This window comes from Deltaproteobacteria bacterium, from assembly GCA_017302835.1.
In the GTDB taxonomy this organism is placed as follows: domain Bacteria; phylum Bdellovibrionota; class Bdellovibrionia; order Bdellovibrionales; family Bdellovibrionaceae; genus UBA2316.
The window spans coordinates 95,352-120,486 of sequence record JAFLCC010000004.1 but is presented as its reverse complement, the minus strand read 5'-3'; the positions used below and the strand labels follow the sequence as shown (position 1 = coordinate 120,486).

Annotated in this window: 21 protein-coding genes; 16 read left to right on the top strand and 5 right to left on the bottom strand. The window is 34.7% G+C overall.

Annotated elements, in window-relative coordinates; genetic code table 11:
- Positions 1–242 precede the first annotated feature (242 nt).
- The 4 genes from efp to J0M15_05780 all read left to right on the top strand — a co-directional run bounded on the left by efp (position 243) and on the right by J0M15_05780 (position 8,785).
- Positions 243–809: an elongation factor P gene (gene efp, locus J0M15_05795; protein ID MBN8536545.1), complete on the top strand. Its 567-nt coding sequence runs from the start codon at positions 243–245 to the stop codon at positions 807–809.
- A 136-nt stretch (positions 810–945) separates the two neighbouring features.
- Positions 946–1,998 (top strand): hypothetical protein, encoded by a 1,053-nt coding sequence (locus J0M15_05790; GenBank protein ID MBN8536544.1) that lies wholly within the window; start codon positions 946–948, stop codon positions 1,996–1,998.
- Positions 1,995–5,951 (top strand): translocation/assembly module TamB domain-containing protein, encoded by a 3,957-nt coding sequence (locus J0M15_05785; protein ID MBN8536543.1) that lies wholly within the window; start codon positions 1,995–1,997, stop codon positions 5,949–5,951. The genes J0M15_05790 and J0M15_05785 overlap by 4 nt, the downstream gene beginning before the upstream one ends.
- On the top strand, positions 5,948–8,785 hold the full coding sequence (locus J0M15_05780) for a BamA/TamA family outer membrane protein (GenBank protein ID MBN8536542.1): 2,838 nt from the start codon (positions 5,948–5,950) through the stop codon (positions 8,783–8,785). The genes J0M15_05785 and J0M15_05780 overlap by 4 nt, the downstream gene beginning before the upstream one ends.
- A 26-nt stretch (positions 8,786–8,811) precedes the next feature.
- Here the strand turns inward: J0M15_05780 and J0M15_05775 are convergent, their stop codons facing one another.
- A complete protein-coding gene (locus tag J0M15_05775; protein ID MBN8536541.1) occupies positions 8,812–9,654 on the bottom strand; it encodes a hypothetical protein in 843 nt (280 codons plus the stop codon).
- Positions 9,655–9,735: 81 nt separating this feature from the next.
- Here J0M15_05775 and ruvC point away from each other — a divergent pair, with 81 nt between their 5' ends.
- The 4 genes from ruvC to J0M15_05755 are packed head-to-tail and all read left to right on the top strand — an operon-like array spanning position 9,736 to position 12,734.
- On the top strand, positions 9,736–10,236 hold the full coding sequence (ruvC, locus tag J0M15_05770; GenBank protein MBN8536540.1) for a crossover junction endodeoxyribonuclease RuvC: 501 nt from the start codon (positions 9,736–9,738) through the stop codon (positions 10,234–10,236).
- Positions 10,233–10,814: a Holliday junction branch migration protein RuvA gene (gene ruvA, locus J0M15_05765; protein MBN8536539.1), complete on the top strand. Its 582-nt coding sequence runs from the start codon at positions 10,233–10,235 to the stop codon at positions 10,812–10,814. The genes ruvC and ruvA overlap by 4 nt, the downstream gene beginning before the upstream one ends.
- Positions 10,815–10,842: 28 nt before the next feature.
- Positions 10,843–11,829 carry a Holliday junction branch migration DNA helicase RuvB gene (gene ruvB / locus J0M15_05760; protein ID MBN8536538.1) on the top strand — a complete coding sequence of 329 codons (987 nt, stop codon included), beginning with the start codon at positions 10,843–10,845 and terminating at the stop codon, positions 11,827–11,829.
- Between the two features lie 2 nt (positions 11,830–11,831).
- Positions 11,832–12,734, top strand: coding sequence for a UDP-3-O-acyl-N-acetylglucosamine deacetylase (locus J0M15_05755; GenBank protein MBN8536537.1), 903 nt, complete (start codon positions 11,832–11,834; stop codon positions 12,732–12,734).
- Between the two features lie 47 nt (positions 12,735–12,781).
- Here the strand turns inward: J0M15_05755 and J0M15_05750 are convergent, their stop codons facing one another.
- Complete coding sequence (locus J0M15_05750; protein ID MBN8536536.1) at positions 12,782–13,897, bottom strand: competence/damage-inducible protein A; 1,116 nt, start codon at positions 13,895–13,897, stop codon at positions 12,782–12,784.
- A 221-nt stretch (positions 13,898–14,118) separates the two neighbouring features.
- On the opposite strand from J0M15_05750, the gene J0M15_05745 reads away from it, so the two are divergent.
- Positions 14,119–15,612 carry a hypothetical protein gene (locus tag J0M15_05745; protein ID MBN8536535.1) on the top strand — a complete coding sequence of 498 codons (1,494 nt, stop codon included), beginning with the start codon at positions 14,119–14,121 and terminating at the stop codon, positions 15,610–15,612.
- A 28-nt stretch (positions 15,613–15,640) separates the two neighbouring features.
- Here J0M15_05745 and J0M15_05740 read toward each other — a convergent pair whose 3' ends face one another.
- Positions 15,641–16,600 (bottom strand): aldo/keto reductase, encoded by a 960-nt coding sequence (locus tag J0M15_05740; GenBank protein ID MBN8536534.1) that lies wholly within the window; start codon positions 16,598–16,600, stop codon positions 15,641–15,643.
- Positions 16,601–16,719: 119 nt separating this feature from the next.
- Between J0M15_05740 and J0M15_05735 the strand changes: the two genes are divergently transcribed.
- On the top strand, positions 16,720–16,872 hold the full coding sequence (locus tag J0M15_05735) for a hypothetical protein (GenBank protein MBN8536533.1): 153 nt from the start codon (positions 16,720–16,722) through the stop codon (positions 16,870–16,872).
- Positions 16,873–16,887: 15 nt separating this feature from the next.
- Positions 16,888–18,000 (top strand): alanine dehydrogenase, encoded by a 1,113-nt coding sequence (gene ald, locus J0M15_05730; protein MBN8536532.1) that lies wholly within the window; start codon positions 16,888–16,890, stop codon positions 17,998–18,000.
- A 243-nt stretch (positions 18,001–18,243) separates the two neighbouring features.
- Here ald and J0M15_05725 read toward each other — a convergent pair whose 3' ends face one another.
- A complete protein-coding gene (locus J0M15_05725; GenBank protein ID MBN8536531.1) occupies positions 18,244–19,164 on the bottom strand; it encodes a ComEC/Rec2 family competence protein in 921 nt (306 codons plus the stop codon).
- 260 nt (positions 19,165–19,424) lie between these two features.
- On the opposite strand from J0M15_05725, the gene J0M15_05720 reads away from it, so the two are divergent.
- From J0M15_05720 to J0M15_05710, 3 genes are all read left to right on the top strand, one after another.
- The gene (locus tag J0M15_05720; GenBank protein MBN8536530.1) at positions 19,425–19,931 is read left to right on the top strand and encodes a tetratricopeptide repeat protein; all 507 of its coding nucleotides are present in this window, start codon (positions 19,425–19,427) and stop codon (positions 19,929–19,931) included.
- Positions 19,931–21,478 (top strand): LysM peptidoglycan-binding domain-containing protein, encoded by a 1,548-nt coding sequence (locus J0M15_05715; protein ID MBN8536529.1) that lies wholly within the window; start codon positions 19,931–19,933, stop codon positions 21,476–21,478. The genes J0M15_05720 and J0M15_05715 overlap by 1 nt, the downstream gene beginning before the upstream one ends.
- Before the next feature lie 117 nt (positions 21,479–21,595).
- The gene (locus J0M15_05710; GenBank protein ID MBN8536528.1) at positions 21,596–22,444 is read left to right on the top strand and encodes a DNA-protecting protein DprA; all 849 of its coding nucleotides are present in this window, start codon (positions 21,596–21,598) and stop codon (positions 22,442–22,444) included.
- Positions 22,445–22,613: 169 nt separating this feature from the next.
- Here the strand turns inward: J0M15_05710 and lptF are convergent, their stop codons facing one another.
- Complete coding sequence (gene lptF / locus J0M15_05705; GenBank protein ID MBN8536527.1) at positions 22,614–23,717, bottom strand: LPS export ABC transporter permease LptF; 1,104 nt, start codon at positions 23,715–23,717, stop codon at positions 22,614–22,616.
- 91 nt (positions 23,718–23,808) lie between these two features.
- Between lptF and J0M15_05700 the strand changes: the two genes are divergently transcribed.
- Complete coding sequence (locus J0M15_05700; GenBank protein ID MBN8536526.1) at positions 23,809–24,735, top strand: hypothetical protein; 927 nt, start codon at positions 23,809–23,811, stop codon at positions 24,733–24,735.
- A gap of 54 nt (positions 24,736–24,789) precedes the next feature.
- Positions 24,790–25,116, top strand: coding sequence for a thioredoxin (gene trxA / locus J0M15_05695; GenBank protein MBN8536525.1), 327 nt, complete (start codon positions 24,790–24,792; stop codon positions 25,114–25,116).
- Positions 25,117–25,135 lie beyond the last annotated feature (19 nt).

Here is a 25,135-nt window from a genome sequence, read left to right as displayed (position 1 = left end):
AAGTCTAACTAGACTATGAATGAACTATTTGACGAATCAGGTTTTTGTTTATAATCGGTTAGGGTGCGTTATTAAATTAATAAAGAGCCTGTCCCCAAAAGGTCAGATACAAGGCGTGATTCCGTCAATAGAATCGTGGAGGCTTACTTTATGTAAGTTGGAACGAATTTTTTGAAAGTCCAGCGAAGTAGATGATCTTTTAGGGACAGGCTCAAAAAACTTCACAGTAAGGACGAGTCGCTATGTACGAAACCTCAGATTTTAAAAAAGGGTTAAGAATTTTATATGAAAATGAACCTTTTCAGATTGTTGATTTCCAGCATGTTAAGCCGGGAAAAGGCAATCAATTTACTCGTACTAAGATGAGAAATTTATTAACTGGTCAAAATCGAGAAATGACAATTAAGTCCGGTGAAAAGTTTGGAGTCCCAAATGTAGAGAATAAAGAAATGACCTTTCTTTATAAAGACGACAATGGGTATAACTTCATGGATCAAACCAATTACGAACAGATCATGATGACAGCAGAAGATATCGGCGAAAATGTTAATTACCTTCACGAAAATTTAAAAGTCGTTATTTTAATCTATAACGATCGTCCAGTTGCCGTTGATGTGCCAAAGGCCGTCAATTTAAAAGTAGCTTTCACAGAGCCTGGAATTAAGGGTGATAGGGTAACAGGCGCGACAAAGGCGGCCACTCTTGAAAGTGGTCTCGTCGTGCAAGTCCCTTTGCATATCAATGAGGGTGATTTATTACGGGTGGATTCGACAACTGGAGATTATGTTGAGCGAGTCAGTCAAAAGTAATTGAGGTCCTAGCTAAATCTTAGTCTAATATTGATTAACGCAGCAAATTAAGTCTCATTAACTCCAAGATAATTCTGCAAAATAGAAGATAGCCAAAAAAAGCTATTTAATTTAGGAAACTGGCTTGGAGTCATTTTTGAGTTTGAATATTGAAGAAGAAATTAATCAATTTTTGATTGAAAAAAAAGGACCAGAGGATATTGCGGATCTGCTTTTTCAAAAAATAGTACTTAATAATGAAAAATTGGATTCTAAAAATAATGATAAATTTTTGTCATTTTTAATGAGGTCAGGGCGTTCGGACTTAATTTTACAGTACTATCAACACAATATTCAGAATAAAAAATTTTATTGGAATAGAGCTTATTTTATTTATGGCTTGATTAAATCTTACCCGAAATTGGATGAAGAATTAGAAGAGATCATAAAATCTTCTTTGGGGAGTGCTCAAAATGATCAGCACTGGATAGAAGCCTCCAGAACTAAAATTGCAGACAAGATATTTCCAAAACTAAAAACAGTTAGAAAAAAACTCAAAGAACTTCATAAAAAAACCTATGATAAAAAAAGGGAAGAGCTATTACATAAATTTGAATTGTTTCGCAGTCAGCAGTTAATAGAGCCAGCCAAAGAGGTTTTAAAAAGGTTAGAAAAGATTTTCCCTAAAGATATCGAACTTAAACGTATTTCCTATAGTTTTAGTCAACAAGATGCTGAAGCCATTTTTGAAAAATATAAAACAAAGAAAAAAGGAACAATAAATAAACCTAAGAATGATCCTGATGTCGAAATAACAAGACAGGCTTTGGAGAAAAATTTATTAACTGATCTTGAAAAGTATTCTAAAGAATATCAGGATCTTGTTATCCTCTGCCTATTCATAGAGAGTTATGAATGTGCTTTAAAAATTTTTAAAAGAAGTCATGCTGATTTTAATAATGTATGGCTATATGTTGAGATATTAATGAAAAACAAGCGGTTTCTTGAGGTTCTTCATATTCTTCCAATTATAGAAAAAAACTTATCAGATGATCCTGAAACATTTTCTTCTTCCACCTATTGTCGGGCCATTTGTTTTTGGAATCTAGGAGAGAAAAACAGTGCACTCGAGGTTCTTGAATCTTTAATTAATTCAAGGCCAAACTACAGATCGGCGGAAGTGCTGTTTCAGGAATGGCAAAAAATATGAAAAAGGTTTATTGGCTTTTTGTCGCTCCTTTAAGTATTTTTGTGGGTTTGTATTTTCTGCTCAAATTTCTATTTTTCCCATTGGTGAATGAGTTTGCCAAGGAAGAGTTGAATAGAATATCCAAAAGTAATAATGTGTTTGAGATCAAGTTTGAAAAACTTGATTTTCATATTTTAGATCCGAATATAGAAGTGTTAAATATATCCATAATTTCAAAGAAGGAATTTGAAAAAGTAATTCAAGTCGCCAAGGTCGAAAGGTTAAATTTTCAGATCGATTTATTTCAACTCATCTTAGGGAAATTAAGCTTTAATCTCTTAACCCTAAAAAATATTAATCTAGAGCTAAATATAGATTCGTTATTGCAGGAAAGCTCTGCCACTAAAGAATTGCCAATGAATGAGTTTTATAATTTGATGTCTAAGGTTCCCATTGAAAGATTTAAATTTGATAATATCTCTTTAGAAATTAAGTTCGATAAACAGAATAAGTCAATTAAAATCCTAGATGGGTTGATAAGAACAAGTTATATCAACCAAAAATTTATTCTACGCGCCCTTTTGTTAAGAAATGAAATAAAAGACTATAAGTCAAATACAAATGTTCCATTCAAGTTAGATCTGAATCTTCTCTTAACAAAAAATAATTTAGTCATTCGACAGTTTAATTTAGAAAGTGAAATTGTTGATGCCAGTATTGAAGGACAATTTAAAAACATACAACGCCTTTTGATTTCCCCAGAGGGGTCTATTAGTTTTAAAAACAAAACTCAGTTGCATAAAGGGAAAGAGTTTTTAACTCAGTTTAATTTTTTTGAATTTAAAAAAGAGCTATCTGGAGATCTTAAGGTAGATGGAGAATTTGATTTCTCTGGAAGTAAAAATATAAATGGTAAATTAGCTATTCAAACAAATGAGTTAAAATATGACGAGTTTGATTTTGGTTCAGCAAGTATAAAAGGTGTTATAAGAAATAATATTGTTAAATTGTCAAATATAGAGTTAGTACATCCTTCTGGGAAATTGACGCTCCAGAAAAGTCAGTTTAATATTGAAAGTCCGCATGAGTTTAAAGGAGAGATCAGTGCACAACATATTGATTTGCAAAATCTTTTTCTGTCATTAAAATTAAAAAACATTCCGGTTTGGCTTAATTTTTCACCTAATTTAAGTTGTGAAGGAAATATTAAAAACTTTAATTTGTTCTGTAAGGGAACTGTGACTGGCAATCATTTGGTTGTGAGTTCGAGTCATTTAAATAAAACTCCAAAAATTGTCGAGATCGAAGATTTTTCAGCAAACGGGGATTTTAATTTAAACACACAAAAGATCATTTTTAAATCAGATATTGTTCTTTTTGATAGTCAAGGGGAGTCTTCAGGTGAAGTTGATTTTGATAAAGGATTCGATATTAAGTATAGCACTAAAAATGTTAATTTTAAAAATATTAAAAACTTGGCTGATTTAGAATTCAAAGGTCAAGTAGCCTTGCAAGGACAAACTAAGGGGGATTCTCATTCTGCCGTCTTTGACATGAATGTTCAAAGTAAAAATTTTGAATTAGAAAAATATAGGTTTGGAAATCTGAATACCCTACTAAATTACGACAAAGGAACCTTGTTTTTTAGACAGGTGTCTGGGGGAATTCATGACTCTATTTTTAAGGGAGATCTGGATTTAGATTTACTTAACTCAAGAATTTCAGGATTTGTAGATTTTAGCAAGTCTCGGATCAGTGATTTAACTCAAATTTTTGATCAAGTAATTCCCATACCATTTTATTTGGAGGGAAGTGGTAGCGGAAGAGTCGAATTCAATGGCCCTCTCAATTTCTGGAAATTAAATTATTCTCTAATGGCCGATTTTTCAGAAGTGGTAATCTTTAAAGATCTATTTAAAAATCTAAAGATAAACATTCATGCCAAAGAAGGGACAGCTGATTTTGACGGAACAAGTCTAAGTAAAAACAAATCAAATTTGAAAATCTTTGGAAGTATCAATAGCAACAAAACTTTTGATTTGAAGGGTGAAAGTAATGTTTTTAAACTAGAAGAGAGTCAGTTTATTAAAAATATAAGTAATCAGTTTTCTGGTTCTTTCAAGTTTTCAATGGGCGTCAAAGGGGAGGTCACAAGCCCCAACATGGATTTTAAAATAAGTATATTTGATTCGCTAATTGGGGACAAAGTAGTTGATTCGTCTCAATTAAGTATCTTGCTAAATAAAAATTATATTGATTTTAACAATAATTTTTTTGCTGGGAAATTACTAATGAAGGCTCGATTCCCAATAAAAGAGGATAAGGCCAGCTTTATTTTTGATTCAGAGTTTTCAAATTTTGACGTAACTGATTTATTTCCTCTAATTGGGGCTACGAGTATTCAGAATGACTATTTTAGTTCTCTAACTGGTAACACGAAGTTATCAGCTTCGAATGCCAAATTAAATGATTTAAATGGAGATATCTATTTCGAGAAGTTTTACTTAAAAAGAGGAGATCTTCAGTTGAGTCTTGAAGAGCCCACTCAATTGATTGCTCAAAATGGAACTTTAAATCTTAAAAATTTAGTTTTACAAGGACAAGATAATTTAATTCAAATCACTGGAGAAAAATTTACGCTTGATAAATTAAATATTCAGGTAAATTCAAAATCAGACTTAAGGCTGTTTCACTTTCTATTTCCCTTCCTAGAAGAGCTAAGTGGTAAATTTGAATTAGGCGCCACACTCACTGGAAGTATCGAAAAAATTAAGGTGCTGGGGCAGGCACAAGTCAATGAGGCTTTTTTAAAATTTAAAAATTTTATTCACTCCTTTGATAGAATTAAGACTAATTTAGTTTTTTCTCAATCAAAAGTGTTTTTCCAAAATATTTCCACTCAATTTGCGGGTGGGCAAGTTAAGGGTGATGGCCAATTAGAATATATGGACAGTAACCGTATACCTGTTTTTCTGAAGTTAAAAGGAGATAATTTAGCTTTAAATATTCCCGAAAAAGTAAAGTCTTCTGGTAATGCGGAACTTGTGTTTTCTGGCCAAAATTTGCCCTATTTATTATCTGGAACCTACAATATAAGCGGAGGGGTTTTTGAAAAAGAGTTTGAGGAGGGCAGTGGGGGGATGCAAACTCATGAAAGTAAGTATCTTCCGCAGATTTTAAAGGAAACAAAAGCAAATGTTTTTAACTTAGATATTTTATTAAATTTAGATAATAAGTATCTTGTTAAAAACTCACAGATAGAGGGGTATGTTACCGGGAGCTTGCAATTGAAAGGAGCACCGACTTCTGCTTTGTTGATTGGCAAGTTACAGATGGAAAAGGGAACAAAATTGTTTTTTAAGGATAAAATATTTGATTTACAAACGGGTTTAATAAATTTTGTAAATCCCAATGAAATCAATCCAGATTTATATATTTCTGCGACTTCGAGAGTAAATGAGTATGATATTAATTTAATTCTTCAAGGGCCAGCCAAAACATCTGTTATTAAAATGACAAGCATTCCTCCACTAGCGGAAACGGAAATAATTTCTTTGTTGGCATTAGGTGTAACTTCCACGAAGCTGGATCAAAATGTCCAGTCAAAAGATCAAGCGGCTCAGACAGGGTACGAAATTGGTGCAGCGGTACTTTCGCAATCCTCCATTACTAAGAATTTACGTAATCGTTTGGGTTTAGATATTCAGTTCGTTAATCAATTTGATTCGACTAAAAACATCAGTGTTTTAAAAGCAACAGTTTCCAAAAAGGTCACAAATAAAATTCAAGCGACAGCGAGTAGATCCCTTGGAAATGAGGCCAATTCGGAAGTCAAAATTCAATATTTATTTAATCAAAATATTTCTGCCGTTGGCAATTGGGAAGGTAAAGAGGCTGAGAATATCAAATCAAATGAAAAAGAAAGTCAGAGTGTTTTTGGATTAGACTTGGAATTCAAGAAAGAATTTAGATGAAAGCACTCAACCCTAATAAGTCGCCTTCCTCTTACCATCTTGATTTGATTCCTAGGTGTTACCTCTGGCTTACCTGCGTCGAGCTAAAAGTTTTTTTCCTAAGTTTTTTCATGCTCTTCAATGTTGTTCTGGGAGAAGTTGTAGAATTTGAAAATATCTCTCCAGAATTAATTAAAGATGTTTCCACAAAATTCAGTTCACAGTGGAAAAATGAAGATATCCTCCCTGTTTTAGATGACATGATTCGTTATATTCATACAAAAATAAATTATGATATGGTTATTTATAAAAAATTGAATGGAAAGTACATCGTTGAAATTATTAATTCAAAGAGGATTTCAAAAATTCATTTTAGCGGTTCAACCTTTGTACCGGTGAGTGAATTAAGAAATATTTTGGGAGTTAATGAAGGAGACATTTTAGATTCAAATCAGGTATTAGATGGCGCTGAAAGAATTAGAAAATATTACAATGAGTCTGGATTCCTGAATGCAAGGGTACATGTGGATCTGCCAGAGGCAAGTAAAAATAACTTGGAAGCACACTTAGATATTGAGGAGGGCGTGCCAACAAGAGTAAATAAAATTTCCATCACTTCTGAAAGTTCAGATTTAAATAAAAAAATCTCAAAGTTATTGAATAAGTATGATCATAAATTTTTTACAGAAACGATGATTCAAGAAATACAACAGCAAGTTAAGGAGTATTTTAAAATAAATGGAATCATTCAAGGAGAAGTGAATCTGAGCCAAAAACTTTTCAATGAAGGTGAGACATCAGTAGAGTTAATTTTTTCTCTTCATAATGTTCAAAAATATACTTTCGACTTTTCAGGTTACAATCAAGTTTCAAGAATTAAACTAATGAAATTATTAGATACAGAAAATTATAATTCAACAAATCCAAACGTAGCTTCGGAAATGTCCTCAAAAATTAAAAATTATTATTTAGAAAAAGGTTTTGCGCGTGTCGATGTTAGAAGTGAAGAAGTAGGGACAACGGCTTTTGATAAAAAAGTCATATTTAATATTCAAGAAGGTCCTAAAATCATTATTAATCAGATTATTTTTCAAGGTACTTATTCAAGGTCAGAAAAATATTATGAGGAGATTTTTTTAAATGGGGCTTCAGATCTTACAAAGAGTCGATATTATAACAAAACGCAAATCGATGAATCTGTTGCTAATTTTAAATTGGAATTACAAAATCAAGGTTTTCTGATGATTCAAATTCAAAACATTAGGACTGTGTATTCTTCAGCAAAGGATAAGGTCATTATCTATATAAACTTTGATGAGGGGCCCTTAACCGTCGTTGATACGGTTTATTTTGAAGGGAACAAAAGTATCAACGACAAAGTGTTGATGCAGCTTATTGGATTGTCGCCAGGGGATCCCTTGGAATTAAATAAACTAGAGAAATCAATATCCATCATTAAAAATAAATATCAGGAGGAAGGCTACTTAGAAGTTTCCATATTGAATGAAAAAGAGAGTTTGGTTGCCTACGACATATCTAATACCAAGGCAAAACTCAGTTTTATCATTAATGAGGGACCTCAGGTGAGTGTCAATTCCATTGCGATTGAGGGGAATCAGCACACCAAAGATAATATTATCTTAATTGAATTGGAATTTAAAAAAGGGGATATCCTCACTCCAAGTAAAATAGAGGAGTCTATTTCTCGTCTTCAGAAAACAGGATTTTTTAATGCTATCGATATTAAAACTCTTGAGCAACGCACCAGTATTTCTGATCGAACGGTTTTAGTTAAAGTGACCGAGCGTGAGCCAGGACTTTTTGCTATGGGCATAGGAGCCACCAATGAAAGAAATGGAACTTTAAGGGGATATACGGGGATTGGTTATAGAAATATCTTGGGCACAGGCAGAGGTGTTTCTGCTAGACTTGAAGGAAAATACAATATTGCCGATATTAAATACCCTGAGTTAAAAGTTATTTTGGGTTATGTTGAGCCCTACTTATTTTTTACGAGGCTCAGAGGACGGATTAATGTTTCAAGATCAAGGTATGTCAGTGATTTTAGTGATAAAAAAGTGACTGAAAGTAATCAATATATTTATGCAATCGAAAAAGATTTTACAACCCACGTGACAGGTATTTTTGAAGTCTACAATCTGGAGACGTTCCGAGACTTTTTGCTCTCTACAAGTGAAACCACTCAGGAACTTAATATTGCTTCGGCGGGACCTACTTTGGATATTGACTATCGCGATAATCCCTTTTTGCCAACAAGAGGCGTATTTGCTCGGTTTAATGTCGAGTACGCGTCTCCTCCATTGGGAAGTTCTGATACCATTGAATACTTAAGAGCCACGGGGAGCGTTTCGCATTATTGGCCCATTGAGAAAAATTGGGTTTGGGCTCATAACGTGAGACTAGGTTACTTAGAGAATTTAAGTAAACATGAAGATGGAGGTGTTCCTTTCAGTAAAAAAGGATTTATTCTGGGAGGGAGGTCTACGATTAGGGGTTTTGAATCTGGTACGGAAGAGGTAGTGCCAAATAAAGAAGATTTAGGAATTGTGAGCGATACGGATGTATATAATTTGAAAACCAACGCTTCTCAGTTTTTGTTTAAATCAGAGATTCGATTTCCAGTCTATGGAAATTTCCATGGAGGGGTTTTCTATGATGGTGGTTCTGTTTATATTAAAGATCTTCCTTTTAAGGATAACTATAGAGATTCTGTTGGCGTCGGCTTAAGGTATAATACCCCAGTTGGAGCTCTCAATATGGAAATAGGAAAAAAATTGGATCGTAAGGAAAATGAATCGGATATTCGATATCATCTATCCTTCGGAACCTTTTAGCTCTTTACCCTCTGAAGGGTAGAGGATTAAAGGGGTTTTTCACTTTCGATAGACTGAAGTAACTTTGTGAGTATTTCTAATTTTTTCTGCTTGATTTGATTTTGTTTAGAAGAATTGAGGGTTTTTATCATTTCTGGAGAAGCTAGATTTTCGGAACTTATAAATGAAAATTGATTTTTTGACTTTAAAATTTTAATTCGATGTGCAATTTCTTTTTCATTTGGAAATTCTTTTTCTGCTTGAGTTAAAAGTTCAAGGGATTTCTTTAAGTCATTTCGGGCTATAAATGCATCAACAAGAGAAAGGATTCTTAAGAGGGAGCGGTGAGAGTGTTCAGCTCTTCTTTCTGGAGATTTAGGATCTAAGGTCAAAGCTGTTGTCTCTGGAATGTAAGGATTGCTGTCTTCGGGTAATGTCAGTTTTTTAAATTGAAAGACCTCTTCACTAAAATCTTTTGCAGTCAAAGCTTCAATTTTTTCCAAAATTTTCTTTACTTTTGCATGTTGAGGATTAAAAAAGAGCACCATTTTAAAAGATTTAATGGCTTTAACGGCTTCCCTTTTTTCTAAATAAATTTCACCCAATAAAGTGTGAGCTAAAATATTATCACCAGAAAGTTGAATCGTTCGTTCCAGGGCCATGATAGCCTTCTCAGGAAGATTTTTGTCTTTTAAAATTTTTCCAAGAACCACCCACCCACCAGGGAAGTCTGGGTGGATTGATATTCCTTGATTGCATATTTTTTCTGCTAGATCTAATTGACCCATTTCTCGATAGGCATCAGCAAGGGGAGCGAAGACTTGGGAATTTGGATTTTTTTTTAATGCGGTTCTATATTTTTCAATGACCTCAACGGAATATCCTGCCATTTTTTTATAGTGACATTCTGAATTGAATAATTCAAGGGATAATGTCTTGCTTACTTATTTATGAAATGTTTGAATCATCTCATGGTTAAAATATTGGGAATTGATCCTGGGTCACAGGTAACTGGTTTTGGAATTCTTGAGGTGGAAAATAATAACAGGAAAGTGTTAACCCATGGGATTATACAGTTAAAAAAAGAAACGGAAAAATTCAATGAAAGAATTTTTTTACTTTCCCAAAGTTTGGACATCCTGTTTTTAAAATACCAACCTCACATGGTTTCCATTGAAAAAATCTTTTTAGGAAAGAATCCCGATTCGGCTTTTAAATTAGGTCATGCTCGGGGAGTTTGTATTCAAAAAGCCATGGAATATAAAACGGAGATTTTTGAGTACTCTACCAGAGAAGTAAAAAAGGGAATTACTGGATCAGGTGGAAATGATAAGTACCAGGTCAATGAGGTTTTAAAGCACCTTTTAGGAATTAAAAATATTGATTATTTGGATGCTTCCGATGCGTTAGCCCTTGCATTTCATCATTCTACGCGTATGGAGATAAACAGGAAATGGCAGGAGTTGGTATGATTGGTTACTTAAAAGGATTTTGTTTAAGTCTTGATTCAGAATCCGTTGTCGTTGATGTCCATGGGGTGGGGTATGAGGTTTATTGTTCTTTAAGTACTCTAGCTGAACTTTCTACAAGACCAGCTGAGCCATGTGTTTTTTGGGTTTACACCCATGTTCGGGAAGATCAACTCCAATTATTTGGATTTTTATCAAAGGAAGAAAAAAATCTTTTCCTGTCTTTGTTAAAAGTAAATGGGGTTGGTCCTAAATCGGCATTAAGTATTTTGTCTGGAGCTTCCTATAACCAACTCGTTGAGATGATTGATTCTGGCGATGCGAAGGGCTTGTCACTTTTGCCAAAAATCGGCAAGAAAACAGCCGAACAAATCATTCTTTCATTGCAAGGAAAATTAGTGAGGGTTCAAGATAAAAAGAAAATCAAGGAAGCCTCGTCTAATCACAGTCAGATAGCCTCAGCGCTGATAAATTTAGGCTTTAAATCACAGATTATCGAGGAGTATCTTTCAGATATGTCAGAGTCGACTCCTGTGGAAGAGGGAATTCGCAAGGCCTTGACTCAGCTCAGTCAATTATAATTTCAGTCACATTGAGATAAAGGAAAACATGGAAAGAATATTTGAATCAACTCATTTGGAACAAGAAAAGAAATGGGAAAATGAATTACGACCTCAAGACTTTTCTCATTTCCCCGGCCAAAATGATATCAAAGATAAATTAAAAATTTTCGTTCAAGCGGCCAAACTCAGAAAAGAACCTTTGGATCATGTGCTTTTTTGTGGCCCTCCAGGCTTAGGGAAAACCACACTCGCCAAGATTATTGCTAACGAGATGAATGTCGAATGCAAGATGACGGCTGCACCTGCGATAGAAAAAAAAGGAGATGTGGCCGCTTTGCTGACGTCTCTTAAACCCTTTTCTGTTCTTTTTATTGATGAAATTCACCGGTTGAATCGCACGATCGAAGAGTATCTTTACACTGCGATGGAGGATTATTATATTGACATTATAACGGGCGACGGACTGGGTTCTCGATCCATGAAATTTCAATTAAGCCCCTTTACTTTGGTGGGGGCGACAACCAGGGCAGGGCTTTTGAATGCTCCCTTTCGTGACCGATTTGGAATTGTAGAAAGATTACAATTCTATGATCGGGAATCCCTGACGACTATTTTGACTCGAAATGCAGACCTGTTAGGTGTAAAAATCGATCAATTTGGCGCTGGTGAAATTGCAAGAAGAAGCCGAGGAACTCCCAGAATTGCCAATCGACTTTTAAAAAGAGTTAGGGACTTTGCAGATATTTTAGGAGATGGGAGAGTGAATGAAAAGGTTGCTGTGGATGCCTTGGATCGCTTAGGTGTGGATAAGCTGGGCTTGGATATCATGGACAGAAACATTTTAACTTTAATTCATGAAAAGTATAATGACGGTCCCGTCGGAATTGAAACTCTCTCGGCCGCCCTGAGCGAAGAAAGAGATACTCTGGAGGAAGTGTACGAGCCTTATCTGATTCAAGAAGGTTTGTTGCAAAAGACTCAACGCGGAAGAATCTTAACTGATTTTGCTAAAAAGATTTTATTTGGAGTTTAACTATGTTTCTGCAAAAAACAATCAAACACAAAGCTTTGGTAGAAGGTATTGGCATTCATTCTGGAGATCCCTGCACCCTAACCTTCAGGCCAGCACCCACCAACACAGGGGTTTATTTTGTTCGTTCTGATTTGCCGGGCCTTCCTTATTTAAAAGTTAAAAGTGAAAATGTTCAGGCCACTGCCTATCAGACTTCTATTGGGGGACCTCATTTTACAGTGGCTACGATTGAGCACTGTCTGGCAGCTTTATCGGCCTTGCGAATTGATAATTTGATTATTGAACTTGATGGCCCTGAAATTCCCATTGGTGATGGAAGTGCCAAAATTTTTTATGAAGCCATTCAAAAAGCCGGAGTCATAGAGCAGGATCAGCCTCGACAATATTGTTATATCACAGAGCCTATCTACCTGACGGAAGGTGATAAGCAGGCCTATGTTCTTCCTTATCATGGGTTAAGATTGACGGTGACAATAGACTTTCCCCATTCGCAAATTGGCAAACAAAAAATTGATATTGATATCAATGAATCTTCTTTTGCTCGAGAAATTGCTCCGGCCCGTACCTTTGGATTTCTTAAGGATGTGGAAGCTCTGCAGGCTAGAGGGCTTGCCAAAGGTGGAAGTCTAGAAAATGCCATCGTTTTAGATGAAACAAAAATTTTAAATCCAACGGGACTTCGGTTTCAAGATGAATTCGTAAGGCATAAATGCCTAGATGCTTTGGGGGATCTCGTTAATCTTGAAATGCCTCTTATGGGACATGTTGTTTTATACAAAGCAGGTCATGATTTGATGAATAAGCTAGTACAATTGATAAAAGATTCTCAAAGTAAATACCGGCACGTTGAGCTGGGAATAGACCTTTCCGAAGAAATCAAAAAATTTAGCTCTTGGGCACTTTAAGAAAAAAGTATCCAGTCACAAATTGTGAGAAAAATACTCTAATTCTTTTAAAGATGTTTAATCAAATACAAATAAATTTTTTCTTTAATATACAAGGCTTTTCTTTCTGTTGACCAAGTGATAATTGTCGTTGTTTTCAATTCGAAATCTAAGATTTTATTTTCGATTGCTATTTTAATAGATACCGTTTCAGAGTCCATTTTATTAATGATAAAATAATTCCTTAATTGAATTTCACGAATTTGTGAGGAGATGATAAAATTCATCTCGCTTAATTTAATACCCCAGTTTTTTAAATCTTCATAAATAAGTCCGAAGGTATAATTATCTTGAATTTCCAACTCTTTAATTGAAGCGAGTTTTCTTAAGAAAAAATCTTTGTAAGGGGCTTCTTGTTTATAGGCAAGTATAGGTTCAAGAAGAGAATCAATGGTTTCAAGTAAGGGTTTGTTCTTAATTAAGTCCTCTTTAAAAAAAGAAATCTTAACCTCTACATAAGGTTGGTTCACTCGATAACCCACCTCAACTGGGAAATTGATTAATTCCTGTTCAACTTGGTTTGCAATTTCGCTTTCACCTTGCCCAAGAGTATTCCATGTGAAGGTCAACCATTGATTTAAGTTTTTTGTATGTCGATCAATGTATTCAAATAGAAAATTTTCACATATTGAAAGAATTTCTTTAGGAGGACCAGGCAAAAGAAAGAACATTTTTTGATTCCAAGAAAAACAAAAACCATGAGCTGTTCCTTTTGAATTTGGCATGATCAAGGCCCCTTTGGGGAAGTAGGCCTGTTGACTTTGGAATTCGCGGACAGGATAATTTCTACTAGCTAAATTGTCTTTAATATATTTCCAAGTTGGTTCATGAAATTCCAAACTTAAATTTGCCCACTCAGAAACAACAACTCGGGTAAAATCATCTGTTGTTGGTCCTAACCCACCGTAAATAAAAATCCAATTCGAATCAGGAGTACAAAGGTCTAAGGCTCTAACTATCAATGATTTATTATCTGGAACAATGAGATGATAATTATTTAGCACTCCTCGTTTTTGTAGGTATCCTGCCATAAAGTGAGAGTTTGTATTCACAGTTTGTCCTGAAGTAAGTTCAGACCCAACAGCGATATGGCTTGCAGTTATACTCTTTGAATTTGATGACATGGCTCCAATTTAATCGATTTTAAAGAAAAATGTCATTAGGAAACAAAAAAGTGTCTAAAATAAGTTTAAATCTATGAATTCAGATAATTTGACAAAAAATGTCTATAATCAAATATACCAAGATCAACGATTGGATTTTAAGTGATATAGTAAGACGTATTGATTCCTAGGAGACATTAATTTGGATCTTTTTGGCATGATTATGGAAAACAAGTCTTCATATGAGGCATATCACAACTCTGAAACTTTCAGTTACTTTGAATATAGTTATTTTAATACTATTTGTATTTATATTCAATTTTTCAATTGCCAAGGATAATTGTCATCTATTTTACATTGAGAATAGCTCTGGGCTTTCTGAAACTCAAAATGGATATTTAAATGCCTACAAATTGTTTAACGATAAAAGTAAACTTTTAGATCCAGCCAGAAACCCGTCTTTAAATCGAGGATGGCGTATCGAGGATATGTGGAATGGTATTGGTGAACTGAATAAAATATTGGAAGAAGTGACTGAAAAGGAAAGAAAACTTAGAATCTTGTCCATATTAAGATTTAAAGTTAAAGAAATAGATAGTCCTCTGCCGACCCATGAAGAAGTGACTAAGAGATTTATCAGAGCACTTGATTTAATGAAGATACCGCACGATTTAAGAATATTACCATCAATAGTATTTTTTAAAAAAAGGGAAATTGAAAATCAAGTGGAGTATAAATTTATCGTACCTGGAGTTGATCCATGGCCAACAGAATCAGGTTTTAAAATATACAAAGTAGATGAAGATGGTGGATTCAATTTGCCGGAGGAAGTTGTTATTAGAGAAATGATGCATGGTCGATTCCCCTTACTAATGGCAACCCATGATTTATTTCATTTTATTGGGTATTTATTGCATCCAAACTACATGATGGAGTTAAGAAAAGTTTTTAAAACCCTAGATCCCTCTAGATTATCAAGTGAAGCTCGGTATCGAATTGTTCACATAAATGAAGTTTTAACTTTAGCAAATCCTTCCAAAAAGGAGGAAATTTTTAAATTACTTTCTGTTCCAAAGTTAGAAAGAGGTGACACGCACATTGAGTTTGAAAAATTCACTCGGTACTTTAAATCTTTATCAGAATCAGAATTATTAGATCATGCAAGGTCCCTATGGAGAGGGTACAATCAGTTACTTTTAGATTTCGGAGGAGCTTCAACATCTTTGATAGAAAAAAGGATTTTTAAGTTATATTATTCAAGTGGACTGACTTTTTTGAATAAGTTTTATAAGCCAATTGATTTTAATAAATCCTATGATAATTCAAGATCTTGGCATGATAGCATGTCTTTTTCCGCATGGACTCTCAGAGCCTTGATTGATCTTTCTAATGCTCGCAACGAATCATTTTTGGATTCCTTAATGACTGAAGATTATTTTAAAGATCCATTCCTACAAAAATACTTTTTAGACGAATCAAGACAGGGAAAATTTGACATTAAATATGATGAACTTAAAGCCAACCCCAGAGACGAGGTTTTTAAGGCAATACGTTTACAAGTTGCGAGAATGGAATTTTTAATGTGGGAATCATCGCATGATATGACAGTTGAAAAAATAATTTCAAACATATTACTTTCGTACGAGGAAATGGATCCAAAATTTATAGAGTTTATAAAAAATGGTTTTGGAGAAAATTCGGAACTCTATCGATCCATTTTACCTAAAAAAGAATAAAATGTATTAGTTAAAAAGATAGTTTTTCTTAGCAAAATATCGTATTCAGTTTCAAAACAATCTCAGGAGTTAACAGCTTTTTATATTCTGTTGATTTCAGGTTTTCAATGAGCTGATCATTAGAGCTAGCTCCTAAAATAACACTTGAGACATGGGGATTTGTTAAACACCAGGAAATGGCTAATTGAGAAGGTTTCATGCTCAGATCAGAAGCTAAAATACAAAACTGCTTTATTTGATTTTTTTTCTTTTCATTATCAATTTCTTCTCGAAGCCAGGACATGGATTTCATCTGAGCTCGGGAGTTGTTGGGAATTTTATCTAGATATTTACCGCTCAATAGACCACTGCTGAGGGGAGACCAAGTAGTAAGCCCTACGCCAAAGTCTTCATAGAGGCGAGAAAACTCATGTTCCACTTTGGCTCGGTGAAATAAGTTATATTGAGGTTGCTCGACAATAGGTTTGTGAAGATGATGTTTTTCCGCTATCAGATAGGCCGCTCTTATTTCATCAGCGCTCCATTCACTTGTGCCCCAATAAAGGGCTTGTCCTTTAGAAATAATGTCATGCATGGCCCAGACGGTTTCTTCTAGAGGAGTATGGGGATCTGGACGATGGCAGTAAACGATATCAACATATTCTAAAGAAAATCTTTTCAGACTGCATTCCATGGCATGAAGGAGGTATTTTCTGTTGAGGGTATTTTTTTCATTTGGGCCATCTGAAATTCCCCAAAAAAACTTGGTTGAAACCATATACTTCATTCGGGGCCAAGCCAGCTTCTTAAGGGCTTCCCCCATTATTTCTTCTGACTTTCCATGGGCATAGACTTCAGCATTATCAAAAAAGTTGACTCCATGATCGTAAGCAATAGACATGGTATCCATGACTTCCTTTATAGAAAGCTGATTGTGGAAAGTGACCCAGGAGCCAAAGGAAAGTTCAGAAATCTTAAGGCCAGCTTTTCCCAGTCTGTTGTGTTGCATAAAAACCCTTTCGCTTTGCTTCTATAAAGGTCCTAAAATTTTAAATTGATTGTAACCTTTGCTTTTCAATTTTATAAAAACATCATCATGTTTTTTTTAAATAAAAGGAAGGTATTTTTATGAATAAGAAAAGAAAAGAAGAAATTGCTAATTTAGTGAAACAAGGCAAGAGTTCAAAGGAAGCCTATGAGGCAACCAAAAAATCAAGCGCCAAAACCTCTAAAAATAATGAAGAGAAAAAAACTAAAGTTGCAGCTAAAAAAGAGAAATAAGTAAAGGAGTTCAAAATGATTATTGGGGTACCAAAAGAAATTAAGATCAGTGAAAACCGTGTTGGCATAACCGAGGCGGGTGTTAAGCAATTAGTTAAAGAAGGCAATACTGTTTATATTGAAAAAGATGCAGGGCTGGGATCTCAGATTACAAATGAGCAGTACGTAAAAATGGGTGCTAAGATTTTAGATACCAAAGCTGAAGTTTATAAAAAAGCAGATATGATCATGAAGGTGAAAGAACCGCTTTCTGATGAGTATGAATTATTAAGAGAAAATCAAATTTTGTACACCTACCTACACTTAGCTGCAGAACCAAAATTAACAAAGGTGCTTTGTGAAAGAAAGGTAAAAGCTATTGCCTATGAAACCATTCAATTACCAGATGGATCTTTGCCTTTATTAAAACCTATGAGTGAAGTAGCAGGAAGAATGGCAACCCAAATCGGTGCGTTTTATTTACAAAAAGATCACGGTGGTAAAGGGATTTTACTGGGTGGAGTTACAGGTGTTCGACCTGCCAAAGTGACGATTATAGGTGGGGGCGTTGTAGGAACTAATGCTGCCAAAATGGCCATGGGACTTGGTGCTAATGTGACTGTATTAGATTTAAATACGGCAAGATTAGAATATCTAGATGATATTTTCCAAGGACGTCTGATGACCTTGTATTCAAATACAAAGAATATTGAGGAAGCTGTAAGAGATTGTGATTTACTGATTGGCGGGGTCCTTATCACAGGTCAGAAAGCTCCAACCCTCGTAAGTAAGGAACTTGTTTCGAGCATGTCAAAGGGTTCTGTCGTCGTGGATGTGGCCGTGGATCAGGGGGGATGTATTGAAACCTGCAGGCCAACCTCGCACCAGCAACCGACCTATGAAGTCGATGGGGTCATTCATTATTGCGTTCCAAACATGCCTGGAGTTGTACCAAGGACATCTACTTATGCCTTAACAAATATGACTTTAAAGTACGGCTCAATGATTGCCGCAATGGGCGTGGAAGATGCAGTGGCCAAAGACGCAGCTTTATTAAAAGGAATAAATGTGTACAATGGGTACGTTTGTTATGAACCCGTGGCTCATGATCTTCACATGGAGTTTAGAGCTTACAAACCAAAGCACTAAAAAAGGGGTTCGCCAATCCATTGATAAAAACTTAGAGACTATTTAGATAGATCTGATTTTTTTCTAATTTTTTTTGATTTCTTTTTATGGAAATTATGGAACCCATGGTAATTATGGAACTTATGGACAGTATTTTCGCTGTTGGATTTTCTGCTGGAGTTATGGGCTGAAGTTTTAAATTCTTTTGTTCCTACTCCAGCCTCAATTGTGGAAAATACGAGAAAAAATATAATGATCCCTGTTCTAAACATGGGTTGATTTTCTTTCGAGTATGACTTTGATGAAGTGGCCCATAATAAATAAAATAAAAAGATAAGTCCAAAACCACGACCAACTCCAAGGCAAGTTATTTTTATAAGATGAAAAACTTCCCACTTGATCTAAAAAATCAAAATAAAATTTTATGATTTTATCATATTCGTAAATCCAAAGGTTAAGATGTAAAACCTTAAAAATAAAAATTAGAAGGGTACTTATAGTTAAAAAATAGAAGGAGGGTGTCACCAAGATGCTTCCAATAAATAGGGTCAGTGGATGGCTGTAACTGAGCGTGATTAAAAAGGGCATTAAAAAAATATAAATGGTGATATTTTCAATAATAAACTTATTAATGGGCTTTTCGTTAAAGAAAAGAGTTTTGGTGGTTGTCAGAGCCAAGCACACAGAAAAACTAAGCCAAAAACTTAATGAGCGCCAGTAGGAGTTGTTTAAAATCAAACAAATGATTCCAGAAAATACAAGCTTGTTTAATCTAGAAGTACTTACAGAGCTGAAAGAAATGAGTATTGAAAATAAAATGTGAATCAAGGCGCGAAAGCCAGGCGCCTGTAACCCTGTGGCTAAGTAATAAATAAATAAAAACAAACAACGAAGAAAAAGTGGGATTTTAAGAAAATTTAATATGAAATCTAAAAACAAAAAGTGTCCACCTGAAACAACAATAAGATGATAAACTCCTGCTTTGATAAGCGTTTCTTTAGGTAAGGATTTATCAAGTTTATTTCCACATAAGAAACTTTGAAAAAGTCCAGAATAGTGACTGGTTGAACTTATTGTTTCATTACATTGTAAGTTTGCAATTTTCGAAAAATTTGTAAAGTATTTATTCAGATTAAAATTAAGATGGTGGCTAAAAATTAATAAAATTAATAAAATTATTGGCATTCTAGATAGTTAATCAAAATATGGTCCATGTTTAAAAGTAGATAAAAAATGAAATTATATGAATAATTTTTGCTTTTCGGATCTTAAAAAAAAGGCACTTTGTAAGGGTTAAAGGAAATGATGAAATACTCAGCAAAGAGGTGAAACCCTTGAAATAACTATAGTCTAAGGTCTAGAAGATATAGTTTATAACATTTTTTGTGGATAACTTTACTTGCTGAAAAAAAAGAATATGTGTCATAATTTTATGGAGGTTATAAATGAAAATTAAAACATATATTGCTTTATTTTTATGCATCTCAACTCCTTTATTCGCGGCTAAGCAAACAAATATAGCGCAAAGCAATTATAATGATCTTATAAAAGAGCTTGAAGGAGTAAAAGATTCTAAGACGGATATTCAGTTTTATTCAGAAATAATTTCTGATTATCAAGCCGGAAAATATAAAGTCTTAAATATCAGGCTTAATTCCTTTATTAAAAAATTCCCTCTGAGCTCTTATCTGGATAATGCTATATACCTTGCTGGAAAATTAGCTTTAGAAGAAAAAAAATATACAGATTCTTTAAAACATTTCCAGAGAATAATCACCAGCTACCCTCTAAGTAATAAGGTAGTTGCTGCTAAGTTTGGCAAGGCAATGGCTTATAAAAAAATGAATTTGGCCGAGCAGGCTACGGAAGTGTTTACGGAAGTTAGAAAGAAATACCCGCTGTCTCCTGAATATTATAGGGCAGAGATGGAAATGAAGTTAATTAATAAATAATGAAAAAAATAATTTTTATATTAATTATAGCTTTAACACTTAAGGCGGAAGAGGAACTCTCCTTAGATTTAGAAAACGTATCTAAACCCTCAGAAGCCTTACCCGCCAAGGAGCCTGTGAGTATCGAGGTTCCTGTTAACGAGCTCATGTCGCCGGCAGTGGTAACAACACCTCCTAAAGAGCTGACGGCGCCAGTTATACCAGAAAATTTGAAAGTACCTCAGTTATCTGAAACGCCTCGTTCTTCTGGTTCTGACCCGAATGTGAATTTGGAAGAAAAATTTCACAAAATTTATGAAGACTATAATAAGACCACGATGCCACTTGAGAGCTGGGAAAAAGTCGTAGGAAAAAGAAAATCAGAGACATATTTGGTACAAAAAGGCGACACGTTATGGGACATTTCAAAAACTCTTTTTGGCGATCCATTTTTTTGGCCAAAGCTATGGGCACTTAATAAACAAACTATTTTTAATCCACACGAGATCGATCCCAAAATGAAGATTCTGTTTTTCCCTGGCTCCAAGGGGGAAGTTCCTTCATTAGCTATTGCAGAGAAAGAAGAGAAAAGCGAAGAAAATTCAGATCCAGAACCAGAGAAGTCATCGACAAAAATGACTCGGTCAGAGGAGTCGCCAGCGGATCGAAAAGAAGGTTTATCGGCAAATAAAATTCCCAAGTCATTTCCTGATTTTCCAGAAAAGTATTTTAGTTCTGAAAAATCAATCGAGTTAAGCGAAAGGGTTATCGCAGAAAAGAAACCTGTTGTGAATTTGGAATTTGTTTTAAGTGAAGAGCCAATAGTTTCAATGGGAACGGTAGCTGAAATGGAAGTTGGAAAAAAGGGTGCCTCCGTTTATCAAAATGTTTATGTAAAGCTAGACAATGCAGAGACTAAGAAATTTACGGTTTTAAGAAAACCTAAACAAATGAGTGATGCCAATCAAGGTTTAGGAAAAATTTTTTTATATGAAATAGAAGGGGAAGTTGAAGTTTTAAATGTAGTCAATTCAGAACTTGGTATATACCGAGCGATCGTAAAAAAAGCTAGGACTTTTGTTTCAAAGGGATCCTTGCTTATGGCTGGAGACATGAAAGATTTCATCGATAAGGACGGCGAAGAAACCTCTGCATCCCAAGGGAAAATATTTGGCAATTTAAATGACAATAAACTTGTCGGGCAGAGCTCTTTTGTCGTTTTAAATCAAGGAGCTCAATCTGGATATACTACGGGCAAGATAGTACCTATATTCGCTAATACAAATTCGCGGAATAATAATTCTTTTATTACTGAAAACCAGGAAAAAATTGGAAAAATACTTATAGTAGATTCCACAGAAAACTATTCTGTAGGTTATGTACTAAAAATTTATCAACAGGTTTTTGTTAAGGACTTTGTTGGTTCAAATCTATTGGAAGATTCAGTCGCTGCAAGTAGTTCTTTGTCTGGTGAGGAGGTCATTTCAAATGAAAATATTCCAAATGCAAATCCAAATGCAAATCCAGATAATGAGTTTGGGCCAGAAGAAGCTCCAGTTGAAAAATGATATTGAGAATGCATTAGTTCCGATCTTATCTGGAGTTCGTTTCTCGAACAAGAATTGATCGCCATTATAAAAAAAGACAAAGAAGAAGCCGGTTTCATAATTGAAGTCTCAAAGTTCATGAATGAATTATCTGCTTTACTTTTCTGTTTAGGACGTCAAAAAAAATATTTTATCTTTCAAAATGAATTTCTTGAATTTTTAAAACAGAACCCAAGAAGGAGTTTTCAACAAACAAAGGAAATTATAAATATTTTGAACGCGGAAATTCTTAATGATATCTTTTCTAAGAGTGAATTCAATGATTTATTAGAAAGTAAAGTTCCTTGTCAGTATGTTGTTTATGGTGATGAGGACTATCCCCCCGAGTTTTATTTTTTAACAGACCCCCCTTTGATCTTTAGCTATATGGGTTCTCCTTGTTGGAAGGATTCTTACAAGGTCACGGTTGTTGGTTCAAGAAATCCCACTGAGAAGAGCCTTCATTGGATGAGCTTGGAATTAAAAAAAATGATTATTCAATCTGATTGGGTAACCGTGAGTGGGGGTGCCATAGGAGTAGACCAATGGGTTCATCAAATGAGCATTAATTCAAGAAAGAAAACCATTGCGATTCTTCCTTCTGGATTGGGGGATATGTACCCCTTATCAATTAAAAAAATAGCTGCTATAATAATTGAAAATGGAGGCTGCCTCATAAGTGAATTTTACCCTTTTGAGGAAATGAGAAAATTTCACTTTAAGTACAGAAATAGGCTAATTGCCGCCTTGAATCAGATATGCTTAGTCATTGAGGCCAAAGAAAAAAGTGGAAGTTTAATCACTGGAAATTTCATTTTAGAGATGGGAAAAAAATTATTTGTTTTGCCTGGACACCCTTTGGATTCTAACTTTAAAGGGAGTCATGATTTAATTAAACTAGGTGGAATTGTCATTACTTGTTATCAAGATTTTTATGATTTTATTTAATTGCTAAGTTTTTACGCGATGGCTTAAATAAAAATGAAAATAAATGAAAAAAGTCTTTGAAATAAATAATGAAAGGGGCTTAACATATCTCTAAGGGAGGGGCGATGTAGTCAAGGAAGACTATGGTGGTAAGGAAGCTACTGCATCGCTCTATTTATGGGAATAAGTTTTAGGACCATTGTTTTCTGAGTTGCTTAAGTCCATAGATTCCAAATAAAATATTAGGCGTCCAAATAGCTAGGATAGGGGAAAAGGTTCCAGACCTGGCAAAGCCTTCGAAGGTCACATACAGAATCCAATAAGTAATAATAACTAGGATTGAAAGGACAAAACCGCTTGTTTTTTGCTCTCTTCTATTATTATCAATGCCAAGTCCAACGCCCACCATTCCAAAAATAAAGCATAAAACAGAAATAGCCCAACGTTTATGATATTCAACAATATAAATCCTTTGGTCTTCAGGTGGAAGACTTTGGTCGTCTTTTAAAGATTTTAAATCAGAGAGAGTCATGGATTGCGGTGATTTTTCTTTGATTTCATTTTTAATGGGATCAATAAGCTGTAAGTCATAAGTAGAAAATTTAATTTTTGTATGATTCTCGCTTCGACGATGGATATCTCCATCAATGAGTCGCAGTAAAACTTTGTGACCTGGATTCATTGGATCAGGCATGAGTTTTCCATTTTTGGCTATAATTGTAATGGGGGAGTCTGTATTTCTTTCGTTGTAAATGAATACATTTTTGAGCTCGCCTGAGTCGCTATTGACTTCGTTCGCGTAAACAACCAGATCAAAAAAACCTTCGGAAAAGGTGCCTGCTTTGATCGTTGCCGCCGCTTTGGTGTTTCCTAGTTTGGTAAACAACACTTCAAATTGACGGTTGCCCCAAGGTGCCAATTCAAAGGAGGTTTCTGCAGAAATAATTGATATAACGAAGGCAAGAGAGAGAGCCGGTGCTAAAATGGTTTTCATGGATAAACCACAAGCCTTTAAAGCGACGATTTCAGAATCCTGGCTCAATCTACCATAGGTGAGTAAGATGCAAAATAGCAAACTCATAGGGAATAAAATGGGTAACATCGAAATGCAAATATAAATAATGATCTCGCTAAGGGTTTGCCATTCAACTCCATGAACGAGAGCAAACTCAGTAAGGCGTAGAACTTGGAACATTAAAATAATAAAAATAAAAACTAATAGGCCAAGAATAAAACTTGGTAGAGTTTCGAAAAAGATATAAAGAAACGCTTTTTTTCCTCTAAAAAACTTCATTCTATGTCATTTCCTAGGCAATAGACTAGCCTTAAATTCATGAGTCGTTAACATCTTGTTAAGTCCAAATTAGATGCTTAACATTAAACTAATGAGTAAAATATTACTTGTCTATGATGATTTTGCAGAACTAACAGCCCTGGATTCTTCGTTAAAAAAAGTGGGCTTTGATGTGGTTGGATTGACCAATGAATTTACTATTAAAGATCAAATTATTTCCTTTAATCCAGAGATTTTAATCTGTTTTGGGAACTCAAGTCGGGTCTCAAGCCTGAGTGTTGGAAAAAAACTCAAAGAGATGACACGTTGGCAGGGTAAAACAATCTTAATATTTCCAGCTGAATATGATATTCCTCCAGACGAAATTGTAAAAATCAGAATGGATATGATGCTGGAAGCACCTGTTCCACTAACCCGAATCATTCAAATAATTTCAAAATTATCAGGACTTGATGAGCAGTCTGTTATAGATAAGTTGGTTAATTCCTTTGTCAGTGAAAAATCAGAGCTAGTAAATGTTTCTAATATTCAGAAAGCAAAAGAAAAACCTAACCCAGTCACTAAGATGAGTGAACCCTCTATAAAGATAGAGTCGCCCAAAACCACAGAGGAGCGCCAGCCAGAATCTAATAGTTCAGGGCCAGAAGGAGCAATTAAGAAAAGATATAGTGACCCCTTTCAAGAATTGATGCAGGAGCTGTCTGGGGAACCTTTTGAAAAGAATACCTTGGAGGCTAAGGAGAGGGCTGCAGAGCCATCAAACAGTGTAGAGTTAACAGATGAGGAAAGGGAAAAGATAAAAAAGCAAGTAGAAGAGCATAACCTTAAACTTGGCGATAGATTAAAACAATATGCTCAAATAACGGTAACTACCAGCCTTTACCCGCAATCGATGATCAAAAAAGTCAAAGTTAAGAAATTATTCAAGGAGATTAAAAAAAACTGGGATAAAGAGGACCTCGCGAGACAAGATAACTATCGGATCGAATTTGTAAAAGCTTTGTTTAAGAAAAAATGAATACTTGAATTTCGTCTTATTTTAGGAAATATTATTCAAAAAAAGGAGAGTTGTATGGGAGTAGGAACATCAGCAGTTACAGATTCTAATTTTGAAGGTGAAGTCTTAAAATCTAACACTCCTGTGTTGGTAGATTTCTGGGCAGAGTGGTGTGGTCCTTGTCGAGCCCTGGCTCCTAAGTTAGAAGAAATTGCGACAGAGTTGACTGGAAAAGTCAGAATTGTAAAAGTAAATGTGGATGAGAATCAAAGTACGCCTTCGCGATATGGGGTGCGAGGGATCCCGGCTATGGTTTTATTCAAAGCAGGTACTGAGGTAGGTCAACTAGTAGGTAATCAACCAAAAGAAGCTATTTTAGATTTTTTGAAAAAGAATATCTAGACTCTGGATGGCCTAGAAT

Excerpts from the sequence above, each read along its gene's own strand:
- efp (MBN8536545.1), top strand. The coding sequence starts at position 243 with ATGTACGAAACCTCAGATTTTAAAAAAGGGTTAAGAATTTTATATGAA.
- J0M15_05785 (MBN8536543.1), top strand. The coding sequence starts at position 1,995 with ATGAAAAAGGTTTATTGGCTTTTTGTCGCTCCTTTAAGTATTTTTGTG.
- J0M15_05780 (MBN8536542.1), top strand. The coding sequence starts at position 5,948 with ATGAAAGCACTCAACCCTAATAAGTCGCCTTCCTCTTACCATCTTGAT.
- J0M15_05775 (MBN8536541.1), bottom strand. The coding sequence starts at position 9,654 with ATGGCAGGATATTCCGTTGAGGTCATTGAAAAATATAGAACCGCATTA.
- ruvC (MBN8536540.1), top strand. The coding sequence starts at position 9,736 with ATGGTTAAAATATTGGGAATTGATCCTGGGTCACAGGTAACTGGTTTT.
- ruvA (MBN8536539.1), top strand. The coding sequence starts at position 10,233 with ATGATTGGTTACTTAAAAGGATTTTGTTTAAGTCTTGATTCAGAATCC.
- ruvB (MBN8536538.1), top strand. The coding sequence starts at position 10,843 with ATGGAAAGAATATTTGAATCAACTCATTTGGAACAAGAAAAGAAATGG.
- J0M15_05755 (MBN8536537.1), top strand. The coding sequence starts at position 11,832 with ATGTTTCTGCAAAAAACAATCAAACACAAAGCTTTGGTAGAAGGTATT.
- J0M15_05750 (MBN8536536.1), bottom strand. The coding sequence starts at position 13,897 with ATGTCATCAAATTCAAAGAGTATAACTGCAAGCCATATCGCTGTTGGG.
- J0M15_05745 (MBN8536535.1), top strand. The coding sequence starts at position 14,119 with ATGAGGCATATCACAACTCTGAAACTTTCAGTTACTTTGAATATAGTT.
- J0M15_05740 (MBN8536534.1), bottom strand. The coding sequence starts at position 16,600 with ATGCAACACAACAGACTGGGAAAAGCTGGCCTTAAGATTTCTGAACTT.
- J0M15_05735 (MBN8536533.1), top strand. The coding sequence starts at position 16,720 with ATGAATAAGAAAAGAAAAGAAGAAATTGCTAATTTAGTGAAACAAGGC.
- ald (MBN8536532.1), top strand. The coding sequence starts at position 16,888 with ATGATTATTGGGGTACCAAAAGAAATTAAGATCAGTGAAAACCGTGTT.
- J0M15_05725 (MBN8536531.1), bottom strand. The coding sequence starts at position 19,164 with ATGCCAATAATTTTATTAATTTTATTAATTTTTAGCCACCATCTTAAT.
- J0M15_05720 (MBN8536530.1), top strand. The coding sequence starts at position 19,425 with ATGAAAATTAAAACATATATTGCTTTATTTTTATGCATCTCAACTCCT.
- J0M15_05715 (MBN8536529.1), top strand. The coding sequence starts at position 19,931 with ATGAAAAAAATAATTTTTATATTAATTATAGCTTTAACACTTAAGGCG.
- J0M15_05710 (MBN8536528.1), top strand. The coding sequence starts at position 21,596 with ATGAATGAATTATCTGCTTTACTTTTCTGTTTAGGACGTCAAAAAAAA.
- lptF (MBN8536527.1), bottom strand. The coding sequence starts at position 23,717 with ATGAAGTTTTTTAGAGGAAAAAAAGCGTTTCTTTATATCTTTTTCGAA.
- J0M15_05700 (MBN8536526.1), top strand. The coding sequence starts at position 23,809 with ATGAGTAAAATATTACTTGTCTATGATGATTTTGCAGAACTAACAGCC.
- trxA (MBN8536525.1), top strand. The coding sequence starts at position 24,790 with ATGGGAGTAGGAACATCAGCAGTTACAGATTCTAATTTTGAAGGTGAA.